The following is a 19,615-nucleotide window of genomic DNA, read 5'->3' as shown; positions in this document are numbered from 1 at the left end:
ACAATTTCAATCCTTATCCTTTGGCTGATAAAGTAAGTGAAACTTCGACCTGAGTACGTCAACCGGAGCTCACCATGACCCTCACCGAGTTACGATACGTTGTTACGCTTGCCCGGGAAAGGCATTTTGGCCGTGCCGCAGAGCGCTGTCATGTCAGCCAGCCGACCCTTAGCGTTGCGGTTAAAAAGCTGGAGGATGAGCTCGGTATCCCATTGTTCGAGCGCAGCAAAAGCAGTATTCGGGTGACCGAAGTTGGCCAGCGTATCATTGAGCAGGCCCAGCGGGTTCTGGACCAGGTGGGCGTGATCAAGGATATGGCGCAGGACGGCAAGAATCAGCTCAATTCGCCATTGAAGGTCGGCGCGATTTACACCATCGGACCCTACCTGTTCCCGCATTTATTACCGGAGCTGCGCAGAGCGGCGCCAGACATGCCCCTGTACATAGAAGAGAACTACACCGCCAGCCTGCGCCAGAAGCTGCGGCACTCAGAGTTGGATGCCATCATCATTGCCCTGCCGTTTGAAGAGCCGGAAGTAGTAACCCTGCCGCTTTACGATGAGCCGTTTGTGGTGCTGCTGCCAGCAGATCATCCGCTGACAGAGAAAGAGCAGGTGACGGCCGAAGAGATGGCGAAAGAGCAATTGTTGCTGCTCGGGCCCGGCCACTGTTTCCGGGATCAGGTGCTGGAGTCATGTCCGCCCCTGGTGGATGCCATCACCAAACGGGCGGATAACGGCAGACCGGAGCTGGTGACCGAGGGCAGTTCGCTGGAAACCATCCGGCACATGGTGGCCTCCGGTCTGGGAATCACGGTACTGCCGCTGTCGGCCGCCACTGCCATCAAATACCAGGAAGATATCCTTGCGGTGCGGCCTTTTGCGGCGCCGGTGCCTTTCCGAACCGTGGCGCTAGCCTGGCGTGTAACCTTCCCGCGGCCCAAAGCCATCGATGTACTGTCACTGGCGGCTAGCCAGTGCCGGGTGATAGAAAAAGCCAAAACCGACACACCGGCGGTTGCTGAAAGCGCCTGAGGGCCGTATGACGTCACTGGAGGACATCCCGGTAACCCAGCTCAAGGGCGTAGGAAGCGCCCTGGCGGAAATACTTGCCAGGCTGGGCATCCACTCCATTCAGGATCTCCTGTTCCATCTTCCCTACCGTTATGAAGACCGCACTCGCGTAGTGCCCATGGGCAGCCTGCGTATCGGCGATATTGCTGTGGTGGAAGGTGAGGTCATGAAGGCCGACCTGGTGATGGGCCGCCGGCGCAGCCTGCAGGTGACGTTGCGGGATGACACCGGGTTTCTGGTGATGCGGTTTTTTCACTTCAATGCCGCCCAGAAAAACCAGCTTGCTGAAGGCACGCGAGTACGCTGTTTCGGCGAAGTGCGACCGGGCCGGGCCGGTTACGAATTCTACCATCCGGAGTACCAGACCAATCCACCTCCCATGCCGTCGGCCGAACAGGCGACGCTCACGCCGGTGTATCCGCTGACCGAGGGCATTCAACAGCCCCGGGTCAGGGGGCTGTGTCAGCAGGCCCTGAGCTATCTGGATCGCTACCCCATCAAGGACTGGCTGCCCCCGGCACTGCTGGCGGACTACCAGTTGCCCGGCATAACCGAGGCTGTTCGCCTGGTGCATTTGCCTCCGGCCGGCGCCCCGGTGCATCTGCTGGTAGAGGGAAAGCACCCGGCTCAGCAGCGGCTGGTGATGGAGGAGTTGCTGGCGCATCAGCTTAGCCTGTTGCAGGTCCGGGAGCAGATACAGGCCCGGGAGGCCTTGCCGCTGCTACCAGCGGGAGACCGGGCAGAGCGATTTCTGGAGCAACTGCCGTTTAGTCTGACCGGTGCCCAGCGCCATGTGATGGCCGATATCCGGCAGGATCTGAGCCAGCCGGTGCCGATGCTTCGCCTGGTTCAGGGTGATGTCGGCTCGGGAAAAACCGTGGTCGCCGCTCTGTCGGCCCTGCAAGCCATCGAAGCCGGCGCCCAGGTAGCCTTGATGGCACCTACCGAAATTCTGGCGGAGCAACACTATCAGAACTTCCGTAATTGGCTGGAGCCATTGGGTGTGGAGCTGGTCTGGTTGTCGGGGAAGGTGAAAGGCAAGGCCCGGCAGTCAGCATTGAATGCGGTCGCCGAGGGCCGTGCTCAGATTGCCATTGGTACCCATGCCCTGTTTCAGGATGACGTGGTATTCCAGCGCCTGGCGCTGGTAATTGTCGACGAACAGCACCGGTTTGGCGTGCACCAGCGGCTGGCCCTGAGAGAGAAAGGGGTTGGCGGAACGCTGGCGCCGCACCAGTTGATCATGACGGCGACGCCCATACCGCGAACCCTGGCCATGAGCGCTTACGCCGACCTAGATACCTCCGTGATTGATGAGCTGCCACCAGGGCGTAAGCCCATTGAAACGATTGTGCTGCCGGAGAGTCGCCGGGACGACATCATTGAGCGGGTACGCAAGGCCTGCAGGGAAGGGCGGCAGGCCTACTGGGTATGCACTCTGATTGAGGAATCCGAGGCGCTTCAGTGCCAGGCGGCGGAAGTGACCGCCCAGGAGTTGGTTGAGAGGTTGCCGGACCTGTCCATTGGCCTTGTTCATGGCCGCCTGAAAGCCCAGGAAAAAGCCGCGGTAATGGAGCGTTTCAAAGACGGTGAACTGGACTTGCTGGTAGCTACCACGGTGATCGAGGTCGGCGTGGATGTGCCCAATGCCTCTCTGATTATTATCGAGAACCCGGAGCGGCTCGGGCTGGCGCAGTTACATCAGCTGCGGGGCCGGGTTGGCCGCGGTGAGCAAGCCAGTTTCTGCGTGCTGATGTATCACCCGCCCCTGTCCAATAATGGCAAGGCCAGGTTACAGGCGCTGCGGGACAGTCAGGATGGTTTCTTTATCGCCGAAAAGGATCTTGAGATTCGGGGGCCTGGAGAAGTGCTGGGTACTCGCCAGACTGGCTTGATGCAGTTTCGCCTGGCCGATTTTGAACGCGACAAGGGTTGGATTGAACCCATTCGTGACATGGCTCCGAGCCTGATGAGGGAGCCTCGGGTAGTCTCAGCACTTATCAGACGGTGGCTGGGTGAGAAAATTCGTTATGGCGACGTATAGTGTTGATCATGAATTTCATACCGCCTGTGCTCGTGGCCGATATTGGCCTGTTAATGTCGCGTTAATGACTGCAAAATGCATGAAAACTGATTGATAACCTTTGTCCGGAGAATGCTATGGAACTTCCTGTTGTGGTACAGCAGGCACTTGGTGATAACGCCCCCGGTGTATCGTTCCGGAGCGTAAGCCAGATTGATACCGGCCATTTGCTCCGAATGGTACTGCTCAGCGACGATCAAGGTAATCTGCAGGCCATCTGCCGTCGCAACGATATGCTCGATCTGGAAGCCCTGAACAAGCGTCTGGGGCGGGATCTGAGAATGATGCAGCGGCGCGAGCAGGTTCGGGTCCGCCAGAAAGCCGGGCTTCAGGAGTTGCCGGCGCTGCCATCACTCACCGGTTGGCCGACCGTAGTTGACCGGCGTGTGGATGAACTCGAGGCGGTCGCGCTGGAGTTGGGGGAACAGGACCTGGGCCTGATGATGCCGGGGGAAGATTTCCGCCAGTTGACGGCAAAGGCCGCCCGACACGATTTTGCGGTGGATACCGCGAAAATATCCGTCAATCTTGACAATCACGCCGCCGACCGTGACCAGCTGCATTCCGCCATCAAAAAGTTCACCGGCTTGCGTATTCAGCAGCGACTGGAGGATACACTGGAGCTGCCACCCTTGCCCGAGACCGCTCAGCGCATCATTCATCTGCGGGTAAACCCCAATGCGGTAATGGGGGATCTGGTTGATGTGGTGGAGAGCGACCCAAGCCTGGCAGCCCAGGTCGTGAGTTGGGCATCATCATCGTTCTACGCCGCTGCAGGGCAGGTGCGTTCCGTCCACGATGCGGTGTCCCGGGTACTGGGTTTTGATCTTGTGATGAACCTGGCCATGGGCCTGGCGCTGGGGCGTGCCCTGAAGCACCCGAAGGATCATCCGGACGGTTATGTGGATTACTGGCAGCAGGCCATCTGGCAGGCTCAGTCTGCGGGTATTCTCGCGAGCATGATGCCTCGAGGGCAGCGACCTCTGTTTGGCCTCGCCTACCTGGCGGGTTTGCTCCATAACTTCGGGCATCTGGTACTGGCTCAGGTGTTCCCGCCGCATTTCAAGCTGGTCTGCCGGTCGCTGGAGGTGAACCCGCACATTGATTCCAGTGTCATTGAGCATTACCTGCTGGGGATCACCCGGGAGCAGATTGCGGCGCAGTTGATGGAAAACTGGGGTATGCCGGACGAGGTGACACTGGCTATTCGCTACCAGAAGAATCCTGCCTATGACGGGCCTCACAATGTATATGCCCGTCTTTTGTGGCTGGGGCGGCAGTTGCTGACCGAGCGTGGTGTTGCCTTGGGCGCAGGTGAGCCGGCAACTCAGGCCGTTTATGATGAGCTGGGTCTGGACAGAGAGCTGGTTCAGGAACAGTTTGATGAGCTGGTGCGCCGAAAAGACAGCATTATGGCCATGGCCGGGATGATGAGCCAGGGCGGATAAAAAAGGGCCGGCCTTTGAGGCCGGCAAGTTCACCCGCTTGTTGCAGAGTCGTCCAAACTTGTCAGGAGAAAACAACGGGGAGGCTGTTCCAGTGTGGTGGGAGCGGCCTCCTGTTTTTAAATTTAGACAAGCTCCGGGAAAAGGAAAGGTGACCGAATGCAGATTACATAAATGAGCATGGTGTCAGCTTTCCTTGAGGCTTAAAGCTATTGATTTGCTTTGACATATTTTTGAGGCGGGCGTCCGGTCAGTAACAAAAAGTTACAAAACCCTGGCGTCAGTCAAAACGATGATGCCGGATTGCGGTAGCGGCCCGACGGATTTCATCGGAATACTCCCTTTCCAACGCAAACCGTTCTTTGTCCATTTCCCGGATGGTCGCGGAGTCGGTATTCTTCCTCGCCCGATGGGTGGGCATATGCTGAATCTTGTCGTGCACCGTCTGGAACACCTGAAAGGGTGGTTTTTCCAGCAGTTCCGGGGCCAGGTAATCCAGCAGACCCTTGAATCTCAGACAGGCCTCGGAATACTCCACCTGGTCTTCCTCTACCGCCATGGCGATAATCCGGATACTTTCAATCATTTCGTCCCGACGCCGGGCCTGAAACTCCTCGGTTTTCTTCTGGCGCAGCCGCTGTTCGGACAACAGCCTGGATTGGCGCCAGATATACACCAGTAACACACCGATAATAACCAGCCCGATGGCAATAAAGACCAATTGCAGCCCTCTGGGCATGGTTACACTCCTGTTTGTTCAAGAGGCCGCTATCAGGCCTGTTTCTGTTGAGGTTCGGGTTGCCAGACTCTGACATCAACCGCCTGGCCGTTCAAGACCGAGGTTCCCGAAACCGGATCCACCAGGGCATCATCCAACAGATCGTTGATGCTGACCCCGGCGTGGGACGATGCCACTGATTGGCCGGTGCCTGATCGATGGTGACCCCAACCGTGGGGGATGGACACCACACCCGGCATAATGTCCTCGGTGATTTCCACCGGGATCACCACGTCTCGCCCCTGAACCGAAACCTCGGCATGATCTCCGGGGTTCAACGCTCGTTTGCTGGCATCGTCCGGGTGGATAAGCAGGGTGCAGCGGCCTTTGCCTTTGACCAGGCGCTGGCTGTTGTGCATCCACGAGTTGTTGCTGCGGACATGGCGACGGCCAATCAACAGCAGGCCGTCAGCGGTGGCAGATTCAAGGGTAGCCTGCATGCGCTCCACATCCGCGAGATAGCGGCGAGGTGCCATCTGAATCAGACCATCGCGGGTGAACAGCCGCTCCGGTAACGCCGGTTGCAGGGGGCCGAGGTCGATGCCATGCGGTGCGGCTTTCAGAGCAGAAAGTGATAGGCCTTTAGGTAATTCATCCCAACGTCGATTGAGTGGACTCAGCCGGGCCAGACCTTTGAGAGGGTTACGCTCCGGAAGAATGTCCATCACCAGTTCGATGGCGGTTTGGGCGAATGGGCGCACCGGGCCGGCGTCGGCACCATAGGGGCCTGTTCGCAAGAGCAGATCCAGAATAGGATCTGGTCCCAGTTTTTTGAACGCCCTCCAGCCCATTTCCGAGCGTAGGGGCAGGCGCCCGCCTTTGCGCTGTTTTTCCAGTCGGTGCGCCAACTCCAGCAGAATCTGCCAGTCGTGGCGGGCGTTGGCCGCCGGCGGAAACAGTGCTTCGCTGTATTTGGCCACGTTGCGTACGGCAAACTGACTGAAGATCAGATCATAGTGACTGCGCTCCAGGGCCGCCGTTGGCGGCAGAATGACATCAGCATGGCGGGTGGTCTCGTTCAGGTAGTAATCCACGGACACCATGAAATCCAGCCCCTCCAGGGCCGACTCCAGTCGCTGGCCGTTAGGGCTCGATAGCACAGGGTTGCCGGCGACGGTCACAAAGGCACGGACCTGACCTTCGCCAGGTGTAAGCATTTCATCGGCCATGGTGCTGGCCGGGTACTCTCCCCCAAATTCCGGTAGGCCGCGAACCCGGCTGTGGCGCTTACCGAAATGCCCGCGCTGACCGGACATGGCGCCAAGCGCCACCAGATCCACCGCCGGTTGGGTAAACAGTACGCCACCGGGTATATCCAGCTTGCCGGTCAGGATATTCAGGCAGTAAGCCAGCCACGTGGTGGTACCGCCAAACGCCTGGGTGCTGGTGCCCATTCGGGTATACAGGGCTGCCCGTGGCGTTTTGGCCAGCTGTCGTGCCAGCTGTCGGATGGCCTCAGCCTCAATGCCGGTGTGTCTGGTTACCGCTTCCGGTGAGAACGACAGGGCGGCCAGGCGCAGAAGATCCACGTCTTTCACCAGCCGCTCGGCCGCGCCGGGGTCCACCAGGTTCTCTTCGAACAGAGTGTGTACCATGGCCATCAGCAGGAAGGCATCGGTGCCGGGTCGGATAAAATGGAATCTGTCGGCCAGGCGGGCGGTTTCGGTGCGTCGGGGGTCGATAACGACGAGTTGACCACCGCGTTGCCGCAGTGCTTTAAGGCGGCCCCGGATGTCCGGTACGGTCATCAGGCTGCCGTTCGAGGCCATCGGGTTGCCGCCAATACAGATGAACAGATCGGTATGGTCGATGTCCGGAATCGGAAACAGAATCTGGTGACCAAACATCTCCAGGCTGGCCAACATGTGCGGTAGCTGGTCGTTGGACGTGGCAGAGAAGCGATTCTGGGTGCCGATGGCCCGCAAAAACGGCATGGTGGTCATCAGCGCGCCGTGATTGTGAACATTGGGGTTGCCGAGGTAGACCCCGATACTGTTCCGGCCGTAGGTTTTCCGAATTCCATGAAGCTTCTCGGCAACCAGGTCAAAGGCGTCCTCCCAGGATAGCTCTTCCCAGCCCTGGGCAGTTTTGCGTATCGGCTTCTTCAGGCGCTCCGGGTCTTCATGCAGATCCTGAAGTGCGACGGCTTTGGGGCAGATGTGGCCCAGGCTCAGAGGATCCTGATCGTCGCCCTTGATACTGGTGATTTTGCCGTTGTTGACCTCAATGGCAACGCCACACATGGCTTCGCAGAGGTGACAGGTGCGGTAGTGGACGCCGTTTTCCATGCAGGCTCTCCCGGAATTCTTGTTGTTTGGTTTCATATTGCAACCAGATTATCAGGAAAACGACCCGGAATGAAAAACCGATTGTGATTGTGGCCCCAAAAGGCCCATAAAAAAGGCCAGTCCGGAGACTGGCCTGAGGAGGGTAGACCTGAGTAACCCGTGTTCTATTCGTACTGAGCCGGAATTTCCTTCACCGGGTTGGATATAAAATTCAGGTAGACGCCTTGCTCGGGGATGATCAATGGGATTTCCGTATTGATGATTCCGAGGGCGACAGCCTCTACGTCGATGTGGGGGACATTGAAGTTCCGTTGTTCGATCTGCATCCGGCCGTCATCAAAGAACACCACACGCCCTTCCAGTTCCAGAGTGAAAGGATAGCCAAAGAGGTTGTGAGTCAGTGGCAAGTCTGTGGGAATTCCGAGGATGGACGCGGTTGCCTTCAACCCGGGGGCATCAAGAAACAGCTCGGCTTTGGTTTTGAAAATCGTCTCACCCTGATCATTCTCGGTGATGTAACCCGGAATCAGGCTGTTTCTGGCGCAGGATGCTCCCGTACATTCAGGATCGTCCTTGGCGTAGCGCATTCTTAATACCTGGGGCCCGGTGCTGGAAACCGTGCTCAGCAACGACAGGTGAACGTCGAGAGACGTGGTCGCCAGTTGGGTTGGGTAAAGCAGCACTTTGACGGCGTCTCGCCCGGTGTCGGGATCCACGGTAGGTCCAATAACCTCCGTATTCAGAGCGTAGGTCTGATAGATGAATTTTTTGCGGGGGCAATCGGCACCGTCAACCGCACAACCAACCCGGGCATCCTCGGCATGGTCCTGGGTTACGAGCAGTTTTGCGGCGTTTGCCGAGGGCAAAAAGCCTTCACTATCGCTCCCCTGGTGATTAAATGGCTCAAGACACGATTCGCTGCCGAGGTCATCGCAGTCAATCGCAAGATTCGAATTGGTGTCCCGAATCGGCAGATTCCGCAGCGGTGTGAAGACTGTGGAGCGCGCTTCTGAACCGGTAAATACGATCTCAAGATTATCAGGGCCATTGTTCCCGTCACCGTCATTGAGGCCTTCCAGCAGATCCGTTTTCAGTGGTATGCCGTCCTCGTCGCAAATCGACGTGTACTGTCCAGGAGTGCAAGTGCCGCTCTGCTCTGAGGAGGCCAGAATGTAGCGGTAATGCGCACCGACCTGCCACGGCTGCTCTGGGTAGAACCGGATGCGCTGGTTGTTTTTCTCTAATCGGCCTGCCACCTGTTGGTTCAGGACGGTAACGGTACCGTTTGCTTCCTGTGCAATTTCCTGAACGGTAAAGGTCTCACCGACGATGACTGAATCCAGATCGAGAGACTTGGAAAACACGACCGTGATTGGCCGGTCCGCCGGCATTTTGCTGACGGGTAACACGTCACCGGCGTTGTTGGCGTCGGCGGTCCAGCATTTCCCGAATACGCCGTTTTCCAGATCCAGGGTGTTTTCGTAGTCGGTTTCACATGGGTAGCCAGGGTAGGTCGTCAACGCCAGGGGGAATCCTTTATTTCCCGGGCTACCGTTTTCTTCAATGCTATCGAGCTCAAAGCTTAACGGAGAAACCATCGCGCGGTTGCCCGCCAGGTCTGTAAGTCCGTCGACAGACACGGAATACGGTACGCCATGCTTCAAGCCACCCTGCGGATTAAGCACAAGCGCTGTTCCATCCAACCGAGCCTGAAGGTTAGTTACCGGTGCACCGTTTTCAATGAGTTCGACACCATTCTCGACAGATGCCGGATCAAGCGGCTCATCAAAGAACAGAATGATCGGGTCACCCGGGCGCTGCATGGACTGTCGGGTTGCCGGAACGGCATTCGCAGGGCCGGGCATCCAGCTCACCAGGCTGGGTGGTGTGGCATCCAGTTCCCGCAGGTTCTCGGCATCCAGTACCGAGTCGGCATCGGTTGCGGCCTGCAGATGGAAGGCAATGGTGGAATCGGTGAATTCCTGACCCAGCAGGTTTGGTTCCACCATGCCGATGGCGTCGATGGTCAGAACGCCGTCCCGAACCAGAGCAATGCCGCGCAGTTCAACCCCCATCAGATCCTGGGACAGCGCGGCATTCGGCTGTGCTGCCTCCGTGTTCATGGATACGTCCATAAACAGGGTGATATGCCGCGGGGCATTGATGTCATCGGTGTACTGGTTCGGGCTCATGTAGCCGGATGCATCCGAGAGCATGGTCACTTTGATGGTGCCGGTTTGCTGGTCTTCGCCGGTCGCGGCATCCAGAACCTGTACCTTGCCACCCACGAGTACGTTCAGGCTGGTGCTTTTCAGCACACTGCCCTTGGGAATGCGCAGCGGCAGTGCTTCGTCAGCATCAAACGCCGGGGCGTATGCGAGCTCGGCAAACAGGTCCCCGGTTTGTTGAGAGGGGCCGGCTTCGCCCTGGAGTACCGAGTTGAGCGTTACCGCATTGAGGGCCTGGCCGTTGAGCACAGAGCTCAGCTCACCGTTGCCGGAATCTACGGCGGTTTGTTGCAACACAACCGTTGGGCCGGTCTCTCTCGGGGTAAAGGTGAATTCCCCGGTGAAGCGGTTGTCCTCACTGCTGTCGGTCAGGCTGGCGAGGTTGGTCAAATGCAGGGTATAGGTTTCACCGGTGTCGAGAATATCCTGCTTGCTGCCGCACTGCGACAGTTCGGGGGTTACGCAGGGGTCAACCGTAATGCGGTTGCCTTTAACCAGTACCGTCGCCGGAACCTCTTCACCGCTGGCGTCCTTTAACTGAATACTGCCGCCGAGTGATTGCCATTCAGGATGGACCGGTTGCGTCATGGCAAACCGGAAGGTCGAAAAATTCATGGCCTGGAATGGGCTGTCGCTGGCGGGTACTTGCCAGGCAATGTCGAAAGTGTCTGCGGTGTTGGCCAGCCCCGCGAGACCCGCATAGGCGCCACGGGTTGCGAACTGGATGCCGTCATCACCAGTAGCGTTCGGAGTAGTGATTTGCCGGCCGCCCTCGGCGGCCAGCGGCTCCTGGAAGGTTACGGTGAATTCTTCGCCGGTCGCAAGCGGGTTAGCAGGCTCAAGCTTCAGACTTTTGCCATTATCGATCAAGGTCACGGTAAATGGCTGGGGCTGGTCGTTACTCTGCAGGGTGATCTTGTTCTGCAGGGTCGCTTCATCATCAGTAATCGCATGAGAGAAACGCAGCACGATATCCGCTTTCGGGCTGATATCAGCCTGCCCATCCATCGGGAAGGAATAGACCATCGAACCGGGTCTGGGTTTTTCGTCAATGGACTGTTTGTCGCCACCACCGCAGGCGGCCAGCAAAATGGCCGGAATCAGTGCCAGGGTCTTGTTGTACTTCATGGCAAGCCTCCTCAGAACTTCAGGGTGATGGATCCGCTGAATACGTGGATATCACCATCGGCAGTGACACTGGTTTCGTCACCGTCGTAGTCCACCACGGTGAAGTCGCGCTCCTGCAGTTGCTGGTACTGATAGCCCAGGTCGAGGCGCACCGGGTAGGCGAGCAGGCGGGTGCGGTCGTAAGTGGCACTGATACCAAGGCCAACCACCAGTTTGTCGGTATCCAGGTAGTTGAGCTCCGGATTACGAGTGGTTTTAAGGGGAGACTCTTCGTAGGCAACACCGCCACGAAGGGCGAAGTTCTTGTTCAACTGATATTCGGCGCCGAGGCGAGGAATCAGGATGTCGTCGAAACCGATGCGGTTTCCGGAGGCCACGGAACCCTGATCCTTGATGGAGTCGCCGCTGAATTCGTCTTCCAGTTCCGACCAGTTCTGTTGTTCGATACTGCCGCCAATGCGCCAGCCGTCACCCGAGTATTGGGTACCGATGGCGATTGTTTCAGGCTGGAATGAGTCGATGGTCGTCACAGCCAGGCTGAGCCCGGGATCCGGGATGGTCTGGGTCACGATGATGTTGGAGTCGACCGTGGTTGAGGCCGAGGACTTCGTCCGGTAGGTCAGCGCCGTTTCCCATCCGTTCAGGAAACAGTCAGATTCAGGACAAAATGTGCTGCCCAGATCGATGTTCGTGCCCAGAATGGTCTTCAGAGAAGGCTCGGCATTGACCGCAAGGCGCTCACGGCTGGTTTCGCCGCCCAGCGTCGAGACGGCATCAAGATTAGCGGTCGCTTCGAGCGTTACCCGAACCGAAGCACCGGCGGAAATACCGCGCCAGATCGGGGTTGCACCACCGATGTTAAGGAACAAAGGTTCTTTCCCGTATTGAAGGAACTGTCCGCTCTCGCTGGTTTCAGAGCTGAAAGCCAGCATCTCCTTACCGTACTTTTCCACGCCCGCAATAAACCCGAGATAGATGGGGTGCCCGAACCGGGTGAGTGACCCAAGGTTGGTCTTCATGCCGATCAAAACGTGTTGGCTCGGAGAGTCCGAGACAATGTCACCGCTGGCGTTGGGATTGTCGGAACGCAGCTCCTGTTCGGAATGAAGGATACCCGCCGTAAGTTCGCCACGAGGATCTTTCGTCAGCGCTGCCGGATTGTAGTAGGTGGCAGAAACCTGCTCATTGAACATCGAAAGGGACTGGGCGGTGGCCACATCGACCGGCATTACACCATAACTGGTGCCCAGGTTGCCCATACTGGCACTGGTGGGCATGGACAGGGAGGCGGAAACTGCTGCAACGGCAAGGGATACCGCCCGTACTGAGAATCGGGGGGAAAGAACCATGTATACACTCCGTTCACTCATTGTTTTTGTGCTCAGTCCCGAGGGATTCCTTTCAGGACTGGTACGCTTGTTCAGGTTTTAGTGTATGAGGCTTGTCTGATCGGGACGTTGGCATTTTTGACACGACAGAGTGTCGGTAGAACCACGTACCTCAAGAATTGTCTAAAACGGCCGAAAACTCATGAGCTTAAAAGGTGGGCTTCTGTGTATTTCTGTTACTTAATGTTTGCGGTTTTGTGAACGGGCACAAAAAAGCTCCCCAAGGGGAGCTTTAGTGGCATGTAAAAAATGTCGACACTCAGGCGGATTTTTGTAACTTTCTTCTGATTGTGAGCATGCCCAGAATGCCAAGTCCCAGCAGGCCCAGTGTTCCTGGCTCAGGAACCTGTACAGGAACGGACTTGCCAAAGATCGCTACATGAGAAATGGCGCCTCTGTTCGGATAAAAGCCCTGAAGATCCAGTACGTCCTGGCCATTCCAGCTGCCGATGTTGAACAGGTATTGTGGCTCGTTGCCGTCTTTGACAACCAGGTAACACTCAGGGCACACAATGTAGTCCGGGCCATCCCAGCTGATCACCGCGTTGTTAGGGTCTCCGGTGAAACTGGTGGAGTAGAAGGATTGGTAGGAGCCTTCTTCCGGGCCTTCGTAGTTGGACTTGTAAAGCAAAGTGAGGTCGGACGTTCCAAAAAGGGCTGCAACGTCACCGGCGTCAAGCGCTGGATTTGGGGGGCCTACGTCGACAGTTTTGTCGGCGTCTGCGGGGCCAAGGATCAGGGCCATAGCCCCAGCAGACCAGGTTAATGCCAGAGCCGCAATAACGTGTGTTATCTGCTTTGTAATCTGTTTCATTTTTCACCTTCTCTCAGGGCAAGCCCTGAACGCAGTGCGGCGAAGCCGCGATCTGTACTTACGTCTGACTTTCAGCACAGTGTGTGCCAATAGGATTATTTGACGTTAAAACAGAGGCTTGGGCAGTGCTTAAGAGAAGGTTGGAGGCGTATGTGTAAATAAGTTGGACAGGAGTGAGTTGGGTGCGGGTTGGGGGAGGAGTTTGGGAGATGGTGGGCCCAGCTGGACTCGAACCAGCGACCAAGGGATTATGAGTCCCCTGCTCTAACCAACTGAGCTATAGGCCCGGAAAAGAAAACGGGCGCCATTATACCCACGAGGGGTAGCGCCCGCTACTGTCTTGGGGATTAACCGTTGCCCTGGTCGTCAATGAAGCCGCGCAGGTGATCGGAGCGGGAAGGGTGGCGCAGTTTGCGCAGGGCCTTGGCTTCGATCTGACGGATACGCTCCCGCGTAACATCGAACTGCTTGCCGACTTCTTCCAGAGTGTGGTCGGTGTTCATCTCGATACCAAAGCGCATGCGCAGTACTTTGGATTCCCGAGCGGTCAGGCCGGCCAGCACGGAGCGGGTGGCTTCGCGCAGGCCTTCAGCCGTGGCTGAATCCACTGGCGACAGAGCCTGGATATCTTCGATGAAATCGCCCAGATGACTGTCTTCGTCGTCACCAATGGGTGTTTCCATGGAGATCGGCTCTTTGGCGATCTTCAGCACCTTGCGGATCTTGTCTTCCGGCATGTCCATGCGCTCGCCCAACTCCTCGGGTGTGGGCTCGCGGCCCATCTCCTGCAGCATCTGGCGGGAGATGCGGTTGAGCTTGTTGATCGTCTCGATCATGTGCACCGGAATCCGGATCGTGCGGGCCTGATCCGCGATGGAGCGGGTGATGGCCTGGCGAATCCACCAGGTAGCGTAGGTGGAGAACTTGTAGCCACGACGGTACTCGAACTTGTCGACCGCCTTCATCAGGCCAATGTTGCCTTCCTGGATCAGATCCAGGAACTGCAGGCCGCGGTTGGTGTATTTCTTGGCGATGGAAATAACCAGACGCAGGTTGGCCTCAACCATTTCCTTTTTGGCGCGGCGGGCTTTCGCCTCGCCGATCGACACCCGGCGGTTGATTTCCTTGATGTCGGCCACGTCCAGATCCACTTCGGTCTGAACGTTCTGGATGCGCTTCTGCAGGCGAACGATTTCATCTACACGCTCACCGATAGCGGCCGCATAGGGCTTTTTGGTGGCGGCAATTTCGCCGGCCCACTCAAGATCAGTTTCGTTGCCCGGGAACCATTTGATGAAGTCTTTGCGCGGCATTTTGCAGTCGCGTACACAGATCTGCATGATGGCGCGCTCATTCTCGCGGACCAGGTCGTTGGTTGAACGAACGACGTTCACCAGTTCGTCAAACGCCTTGTTGGCCAGCTTGAACGGGGCGAAAACCTGGCCCAGTTCGTTCAGGGCTTCCTGGGTTTTCTTGTGCCCACGGCCGTGTTTGGCCAAGGCCTTCTCGGCAGCGTCCAGCTTCTCTTTCAGCAGCTCGAAGCGCAGCCGGGTTTCTTCCGGATCTGGCCCGTTGTCGTTGTCGTCTTCGCTGGAGGTGTCGTCATCGTCGTCATCGCTGCTGGTATCGCTGTCATCAGCAGAGGTGTCTTCGGTGCTGGTGTCTTCACCCATGAACGGCTCGGCGTCGTCCGGGTCGAGGAAGCCGGTGACGATGTCGCTGATGCGACCTTCATTCTCGATGATGCGGTCGTAGGCCTGAATCACGGTGCCGGCGGTGCCCGGGAAATGTGCTACAGCGGCCATGACATCGCGAATGCCTTCCTCGATGCGCTTGGCGATGACAATTTCGCCTTCGCGGGTCAGCAGCTCAACGGTGCCCATCTCGCGCATGTACATGCGCACCGGATCGGTGGTGCGGCCAGCGTCGGTCTCAACGGCGGCAAGAGCAGCAGCGGCTTCGGCGGCAGCAGCTTCGTCGGCAGTGGAGTCACCTTCGGTCATCAGCAGGGTATCCGCGTCTGGTGTCTCTTCGCACACCTGGATACCCATGTCGTTGATCATCCGGATAATGTCTTCAACCTGATCCGGATCTGCGATATCTTCCGGGAGGTGATCGTTTACCTCGGCGTAAGTCAGGTAACCTTGTTCCTTGCCTCGTGCGATGAGGTCTTTCAAACGTGATTTCTGCGAATTGCCTGACATAGACACCCTGTGAACTCGCTTTTAAAAAGGAAAAAAGTTAAACAGCCATTATAGCTGTCGCTCGGTTGCGCTGCCACCGAATGGTTAGATGGTGATCAGGGCAACAGGTTTCAAGTGCTCAGCTTTCAGCCTTCGGATTTAACGTACCGGCGCTGAGCGTTCGCAGCTCCTCCCGTTCTTCCGGGGAAAGCTGTGCCAGGTTCCGGAGCAGTGTTGCCAGCCTCTGCTGACGCGCGGCCTCTTCATTCGGGCTTAACAGCTCTCTGGCAGCCGCCAGTGTGCTTTCCCGGGCCGGTATGTGCTCCAGTTCGTCAAACAGGTTGTAAAACCTGTCCCTGGCCTGTTTGTTCGTGGCCAGCCCCGCGACCAGTGTCTTGCGGGTCTGAATTTTTTCGTCCAGTAACCAGCGGGCAAAACGCCCCGCGCGTTCAAGCTGCCGGGTGCTGTCTGCCAGAGCTTTCACTTCGGTTGCCAGTTCCGGTGCTTCCAGCAAGGCCAGGCACAAGGTGCTGTCTTTGCTGAGTTTTACGTCAATCCGCTCTTCCGTGGGCCGGCTCTGGCCTTCACCGCGCCAGCCCCGTGCCTTGTAATTCTGGCCCTGCTGGCGGTTCTGCCACTGGTTGCGGCCGCCGCAAAGGCGGAGCATTTCGTGCCACATGGCGTCCCGCAACGTGCTGCGGGGCATCTTGTTCAGCAAGGGCTCAACCCGTGCCCGAAGTTCGCCTCGGTGTTCGGGCAACTGCAGATCAAGGCCCTCGCTCTGGCGATCAAACAGATAGCGTGAGAAGGGTGTGGCGCCCTCAATACGCTTCTGAAATGCGTCCGGCCCTTCTTTGCGCACCAGTGTGTCCGGGTCTTCGCCTTCTGGCAGCATGAGGAACTGCAGGTGCAGCCCGTCTGCCATCAGTTCCAGGGCATTCTCCATGGCCCTGTCCGCTGCCCGAAAACCTGCCTGGTCGCCGTCAAAACAGAACACGATATGCCGAACGTGCCGAAGCAGTGCGGTCAGGCTGTCCTGGTTGGTGGCCGTCCCCAGAGTCGCCACCGCGTAATGGATGCCGTGCTGGGCCAGCGCAATCACATCCATATAGCCTTCGACCACCAGCAACTTGTCCAGTTGTCGAATGGCTTGCCGGGCCTCGAACAGGCCGTAGATTTCCCGGCTCTTGTGGAAAACGTCCGATTCCGGCGAGTTAATGTACTTGGCCTTGTCGTCACCCAGCGTGCGCCCGCCGAAGGCGATGGTTTTGCCTCGGGTGTTCCGGATGGGAAACATAACCCGGTTGCGGAACAGATCCCTGGGGCGGCCGTACTGGTCCGACACCGTGCGGGTCTCAATCAGTGGTGCTTTTAGATCCTTCGGGGCGGCGTCGTAAAGTGCCGTGCCGGTGCCCGGTGCAAAACCAATCTGATACTGCTGGATAATGTTTTCATCCAGTCCCCGCTGCTTCAGGTAGTCCCGGGCATAACCGCCTTGCTGACTGGTCAGTGCTGAGTGATAGAACCGGTTGGCAAACTCCAGGGCATCGGTCAGTGTCCGCGCCTGTTGCATTTCCTGTTTGGCAGCTCGGTCGTACGGCACTTCCAGCCCGGCACGCTTGGCCAGTTCTTCTACCGCTTCGGTAAAACCCAGGCCCTCAAATTCGCGAACAAAGCTGATGGCATCGCCATGGGCTCCACAGCCAAAGCAGTGATAGAAGCCTTTGTCCGGTCGAACGTTAAATGATGGCGTCTTCTCGTCGTGAAACGGGCAGCAGGCCTTGTAGTTGGCTCCGGCTTTTTTCAGCGTGATGCGCGAACCGATCAGCTCCGCCAGATCAATGCGATCCAGCAGGTCTTCAACAAAGCGTTGAGGGATCAATCCGCTCATGGTGGCTCCACTTCAGCCGGGGTGCCGGGTGCGAAGGCATTTTCGCCATAGCCAAAAATGCCGCCGAAGCCAGGCCTCGGCGGCATTTTCAGCTTGCCGGGTGGGGCGAAACGCCGTTCCGGCAATCAGTTGTGCAGTCGATGCGCGCCTGAACTCAGTACAGACGCTCGAACTTGCGCTGTTCCCGCTGAAGCTTCTTGAGATGACGCTTAACGGCAGCAGCTGCTTTACGCTTACGAACAGCGGTCGGCTTCTCGTAGTGCTCACGACGACGTACTTCAGACAGTACACCGGCCTTCTCGCAGGAACGCTTGAAGCGACGCAGTGCTACGTCAAACGGCTCATTCTCTTTCACTTTAACAGCTGGCATTCGAAAATCACCTACCTGATAGATTCGGTTTCAATTTGTTCCGTCGGCCAGTGCCGTACGGGCTCGATCCCTGGTCAGATTGGCTAAAACTCGACCAGTGCTAATTTAGGGCGGCAATGATAGCCGCTGGGCTGGCCAAGGTCAATCACTGTTCAACGAAACTGCCGGAAGCTTTCGGGTTTCTGCTAAAATGCCGCCCACGTACCCGACACCCCTTGGATGTAGTGCCCATTATGCTGATTCTTGGTATTGAAACCTCCTGCGATGAGACCGGTGTAGCCCTGTTTGACGCTCAGCGGGGACTGCTGGCCCATGCCCTTTACAGTCAAATCGGTATGCACGCCGATTATGGCGGCGTGGTGCCTGAGCTGGCCTCCCGGGATCATGTCCGCAAGCTGCTTCCTTTATGCGATGAGGTACTGGCTCAAGCCGGTAAAGCCCGTTCCGATATCGAAGGTATCGCCTATACCGCCGGGCCGGGGTTAGTGGGTGCCCTGATGGTGGGCGGCTCGGTGGCGCATGCCTTGGGGTTTGCACTGGGGATTCCGGTGTTGGGCGTGCATCATATGGAAGGTCACCTGCTGGCGCCCATGCTGGAGGACAATCCGCCGGCGTTCCCGTTTGTCGCGCTGCTGGTGTCCGGTGGCCATACCCAGTTAGTGCGGGTGGATGGCATTGGTGAGTACCAGATGCTGGGTGAATCGGTGGATGATGCCGCCGGCGAGGCGTTCGATAAAACTGCGAAAATGCTGGGGCTGGATTATCCGGGTGGCCCCCGGGTAGCTGCCCTTGCGGAAAAGGGTCGAGAGGGGCAGTACCGTTTTCCCCGCCCGATGACCGATCGTCCCGGCCTGGATTTTTCCTTCAGCGGGCTGAAAACCTACACCCTGAACACCGTGAACGACGCAAAAGATAAAGGCACGCTGGATGAGCAGGTAAAAGCAGACATTGCTCTGGCGTTCGAAGCTGCAGTAGTTGATACCCTGGTCATCAAATGTCGCAGAGCCCTGGAGCAAACCGGGTGTAAGCGGTTGGTCATTGCCGGCGGAGTCAGCGCCAACAAGCGATTGCGGGCGGCACTGGAGACCATGGCAGAAAAGCTGCGTGGTTCGGTTTTCTACGCTCGTCCGGAGTTCTGCACCGACAACGGTGCCATGATTGCCTATGCCGGTGCGCAGCGGCTAAAGGCCGGTCAGCAGGATGGCGAGCGGATTGTGGCGGTCCCCCGGTGGCCTATGAACACTTTGCCGCCAGTGGCGGAACCGCGTCAGAACGGCCTCGTGGACTAGCCTGATCAGACGCTAGAGCCCGGTTTCCCGCCCCTGGGCCAGGCGAATCAGGTTGTTGCGGTGACGCACCACAATCAGCAGGGTCAGCAGTCCGAACAGGGGCAGGGTTTCCGGTTCCAGCAGGGCGCTGATGAGCGGGCCGCTGGTGATTGCCACCAGAGAGGCCACGGCTGAAATGCGCCAGCGCCACATCACGCCCAGCCACAAGCCTGCCATGATGGCGGTGGTGAGCGGTGCCAGCGCCAACCCTGCCCCGAGAGCCGTGGCAACACCCTTGCCGCCTTTGAACCGATAGAAAGCCGGGATCATGTGTCCGGTCACCGCGCACAGGGCAATCATGGCCTGCACCAGAATGGACATACCAAGACTGTGGCCGAGCCAGACGGGCAGCCAGCCCTTGAACGCATCCAGCGCCAGGGTTGCCAGCGCAGGTTGCCAGCCACCTGCCCGGTACACATTGGTGGCTCCGGGGTTGCCGGAACCCAGGGCGCGAGGATCTGGCAGTTTCCAGAGGCGGCACACTGGTATCGCGAACAGCACGGAACCCGCCAGATAAGCGCTGGCGCAAAGCAAGACAATCGCAACGGGTTGGCTAAAGACGTCCATGGCGTAACCGCTGTACAGAGACTGGGCCCTGTGTTCTGTGAGAAAATGCCG

General features: G+C 57.9%; 13 protein-coding genes and 1 tRNA gene. 4 read left to right on the top strand and 10 right to left on the bottom strand.

Translation table 11 applies throughout. The features are described 5' to 3' along the window. The first annotated feature begins 74 nt into the window (after positions 1-74). From Q674_RS24230 to Q674_RS24220, 3 genes are all read left to right on the top strand, one after another. The gene (locus tag Q674_RS24230; RefSeq protein ID WP_011784172.1) at positions 75-1,034 is read left to right on the top strand and encodes a hydrogen peroxide-inducible genes activator; all 960 of its coding nucleotides are present in this window, start codon (positions 75-77) and stop codon (positions 1,032-1,034) included. 7 nt (positions 1,035-1,041) lie between these two features. Next, on the top strand, positions 1,042-3,117 hold the full coding sequence (gene recG / locus Q674_RS24225; protein ID WP_023008014.1) for an ATP-dependent DNA helicase RecG: 2,076 nt from the start codon (positions 1,042-1,044) through the stop codon (positions 3,115-3,117). A gap of 116 nt (positions 3,118-3,233) precedes the next feature. After that, complete coding sequence (locus Q674_RS24220; RefSeq protein ID WP_014420408.1) at positions 3,234-4,604, top strand: aminoacyl-tRNA deacylase and HDOD domain-containing protein; 1,371 nt, start codon at positions 3,234-3,236, stop codon at positions 4,602-4,604. A 277-nt stretch (positions 4,605-4,881) separates the two neighbouring features. Here Q674_RS24220 and Q674_RS24215 read toward each other — a convergent pair whose 3' ends face one another. The 9 genes from Q674_RS24215 to rpsU all read right to left on the bottom strand — a co-directional run bounded on the left by Q674_RS24215 (position 4,882) and on the right by rpsU (position 17,669). Continuing rightward, positions 4,882-5,340, bottom strand: a complete 459-nt coding sequence (locus Q674_RS24215) for a DUF2489 domain-containing protein (RefSeq protein WP_023008013.1) — start codon at positions 5,338-5,340, stop codon at positions 4,882-4,884. A gap of 32 nt (positions 5,341-5,372) precedes the next feature. Next, complete coding sequence (locus Q674_RS24210; RefSeq protein WP_023008012.1) at positions 5,373-7,667, bottom strand: molybdopterin-dependent oxidoreductase; 2,295 nt, start codon at positions 7,665-7,667, stop codon at positions 5,373-5,375. 164 nt (positions 7,668-7,831) lie between these two features. Continuing rightward, entirely contained in the window at positions 7,832-11,023 is a 3,192-nt protein-coding gene (aupB, locus tag Q674_RS24205; RefSeq protein WP_023008011.1) for an alkane uptake protein AupB, read from the bottom strand. 11 nt (positions 11,024-11,034) lie between these two features. Then, complete coding sequence (gene aupA, locus Q674_RS24200) at positions 11,035-12,372, bottom strand: alkane uptake protein AupA (protein WP_023008010.1); 1,338 nt, start codon at positions 12,370-12,372, stop codon at positions 11,035-11,037. A gap of 298 nt (positions 12,373-12,670) precedes the next feature. Further along, positions 12,671-13,225: a PEP-CTERM sorting domain-containing protein gene (locus Q674_RS24195; protein ID WP_022991880.1), complete on the bottom strand. Its 555-nt coding sequence runs from the start codon at positions 13,223-13,225 to the stop codon at positions 12,671-12,673. Positions 13,226-13,435: 210 nt separating this feature from the next. Further along, positions 13,436-13,512: transfer RNA gene (locus Q674_RS24190), tRNA-Ile, on the bottom strand. Positions 13,513-13,572: 60 nt separating this feature from the next. Then, positions 13,573-15,429 carry an RNA polymerase sigma factor RpoD gene (rpoD, locus tag Q674_RS24185; RefSeq protein WP_011784189.1) on the bottom strand — a complete coding sequence of 619 codons (1,857 nt, stop codon included), beginning with the start codon at positions 15,427-15,429 and terminating at the stop codon, positions 13,573-13,575. A gap of 118 nt (positions 15,430-15,547) precedes the next feature. Next, positions 15,548-17,299, bottom strand: a complete 1,752-nt coding sequence (gene dnaG, locus Q674_RS24180) for a DNA primase (protein WP_023008009.1) — start codon at positions 17,297-17,299, stop codon at positions 15,548-15,550. A gap of 154 nt (positions 17,300-17,453) precedes the next feature. After that, positions 17,454-17,669, bottom strand: a complete 216-nt coding sequence (rpsU, locus tag Q674_RS24175; RefSeq protein WP_007153483.1) for a 30S ribosomal protein S21 — start codon at positions 17,667-17,669, stop codon at positions 17,454-17,456. 233 nt (positions 17,670-17,902) lie between these two features. On the opposite strand from rpsU, the gene tsaD reads away from it, so the two are divergent. Beyond that, entirely contained in the window at positions 17,903-18,958 is a 1,056-nt protein-coding gene (tsaD, locus tag Q674_RS24170; protein WP_023008008.1) for a tRNA (adenosine(37)-N6)-threonylcarbamoyltransferase complex transferase subunit TsaD, read from the top strand. Positions 18,959-18,970: 12 nt separating this feature from the next. Here the strand turns inward: tsaD and plsY are convergent, their stop codons facing one another. Next, on the bottom strand, positions 18,971-19,564 hold the full coding sequence (plsY, locus tag Q674_RS24165; RefSeq protein ID WP_022991893.1) for a glycerol-3-phosphate 1-O-acyltransferase PlsY: 594 nt from the start codon (positions 19,562-19,564) through the stop codon (positions 18,971-18,973). Between the last annotated feature and the right edge of the window lie 51 nt (positions 19,565-19,615).

The organism is Marinobacter sp. EVN1, from assembly GCF_000475375.1.
Lineage (GTDB): Bacteria > Pseudomonadota > Gammaproteobacteria > Pseudomonadales > Oleiphilaceae > Marinobacter > Marinobacter nauticus.
Note: the sequence above shows the minus strand (reverse complement) of the source record. Positions and strands in the feature narration are given on the sequence as shown.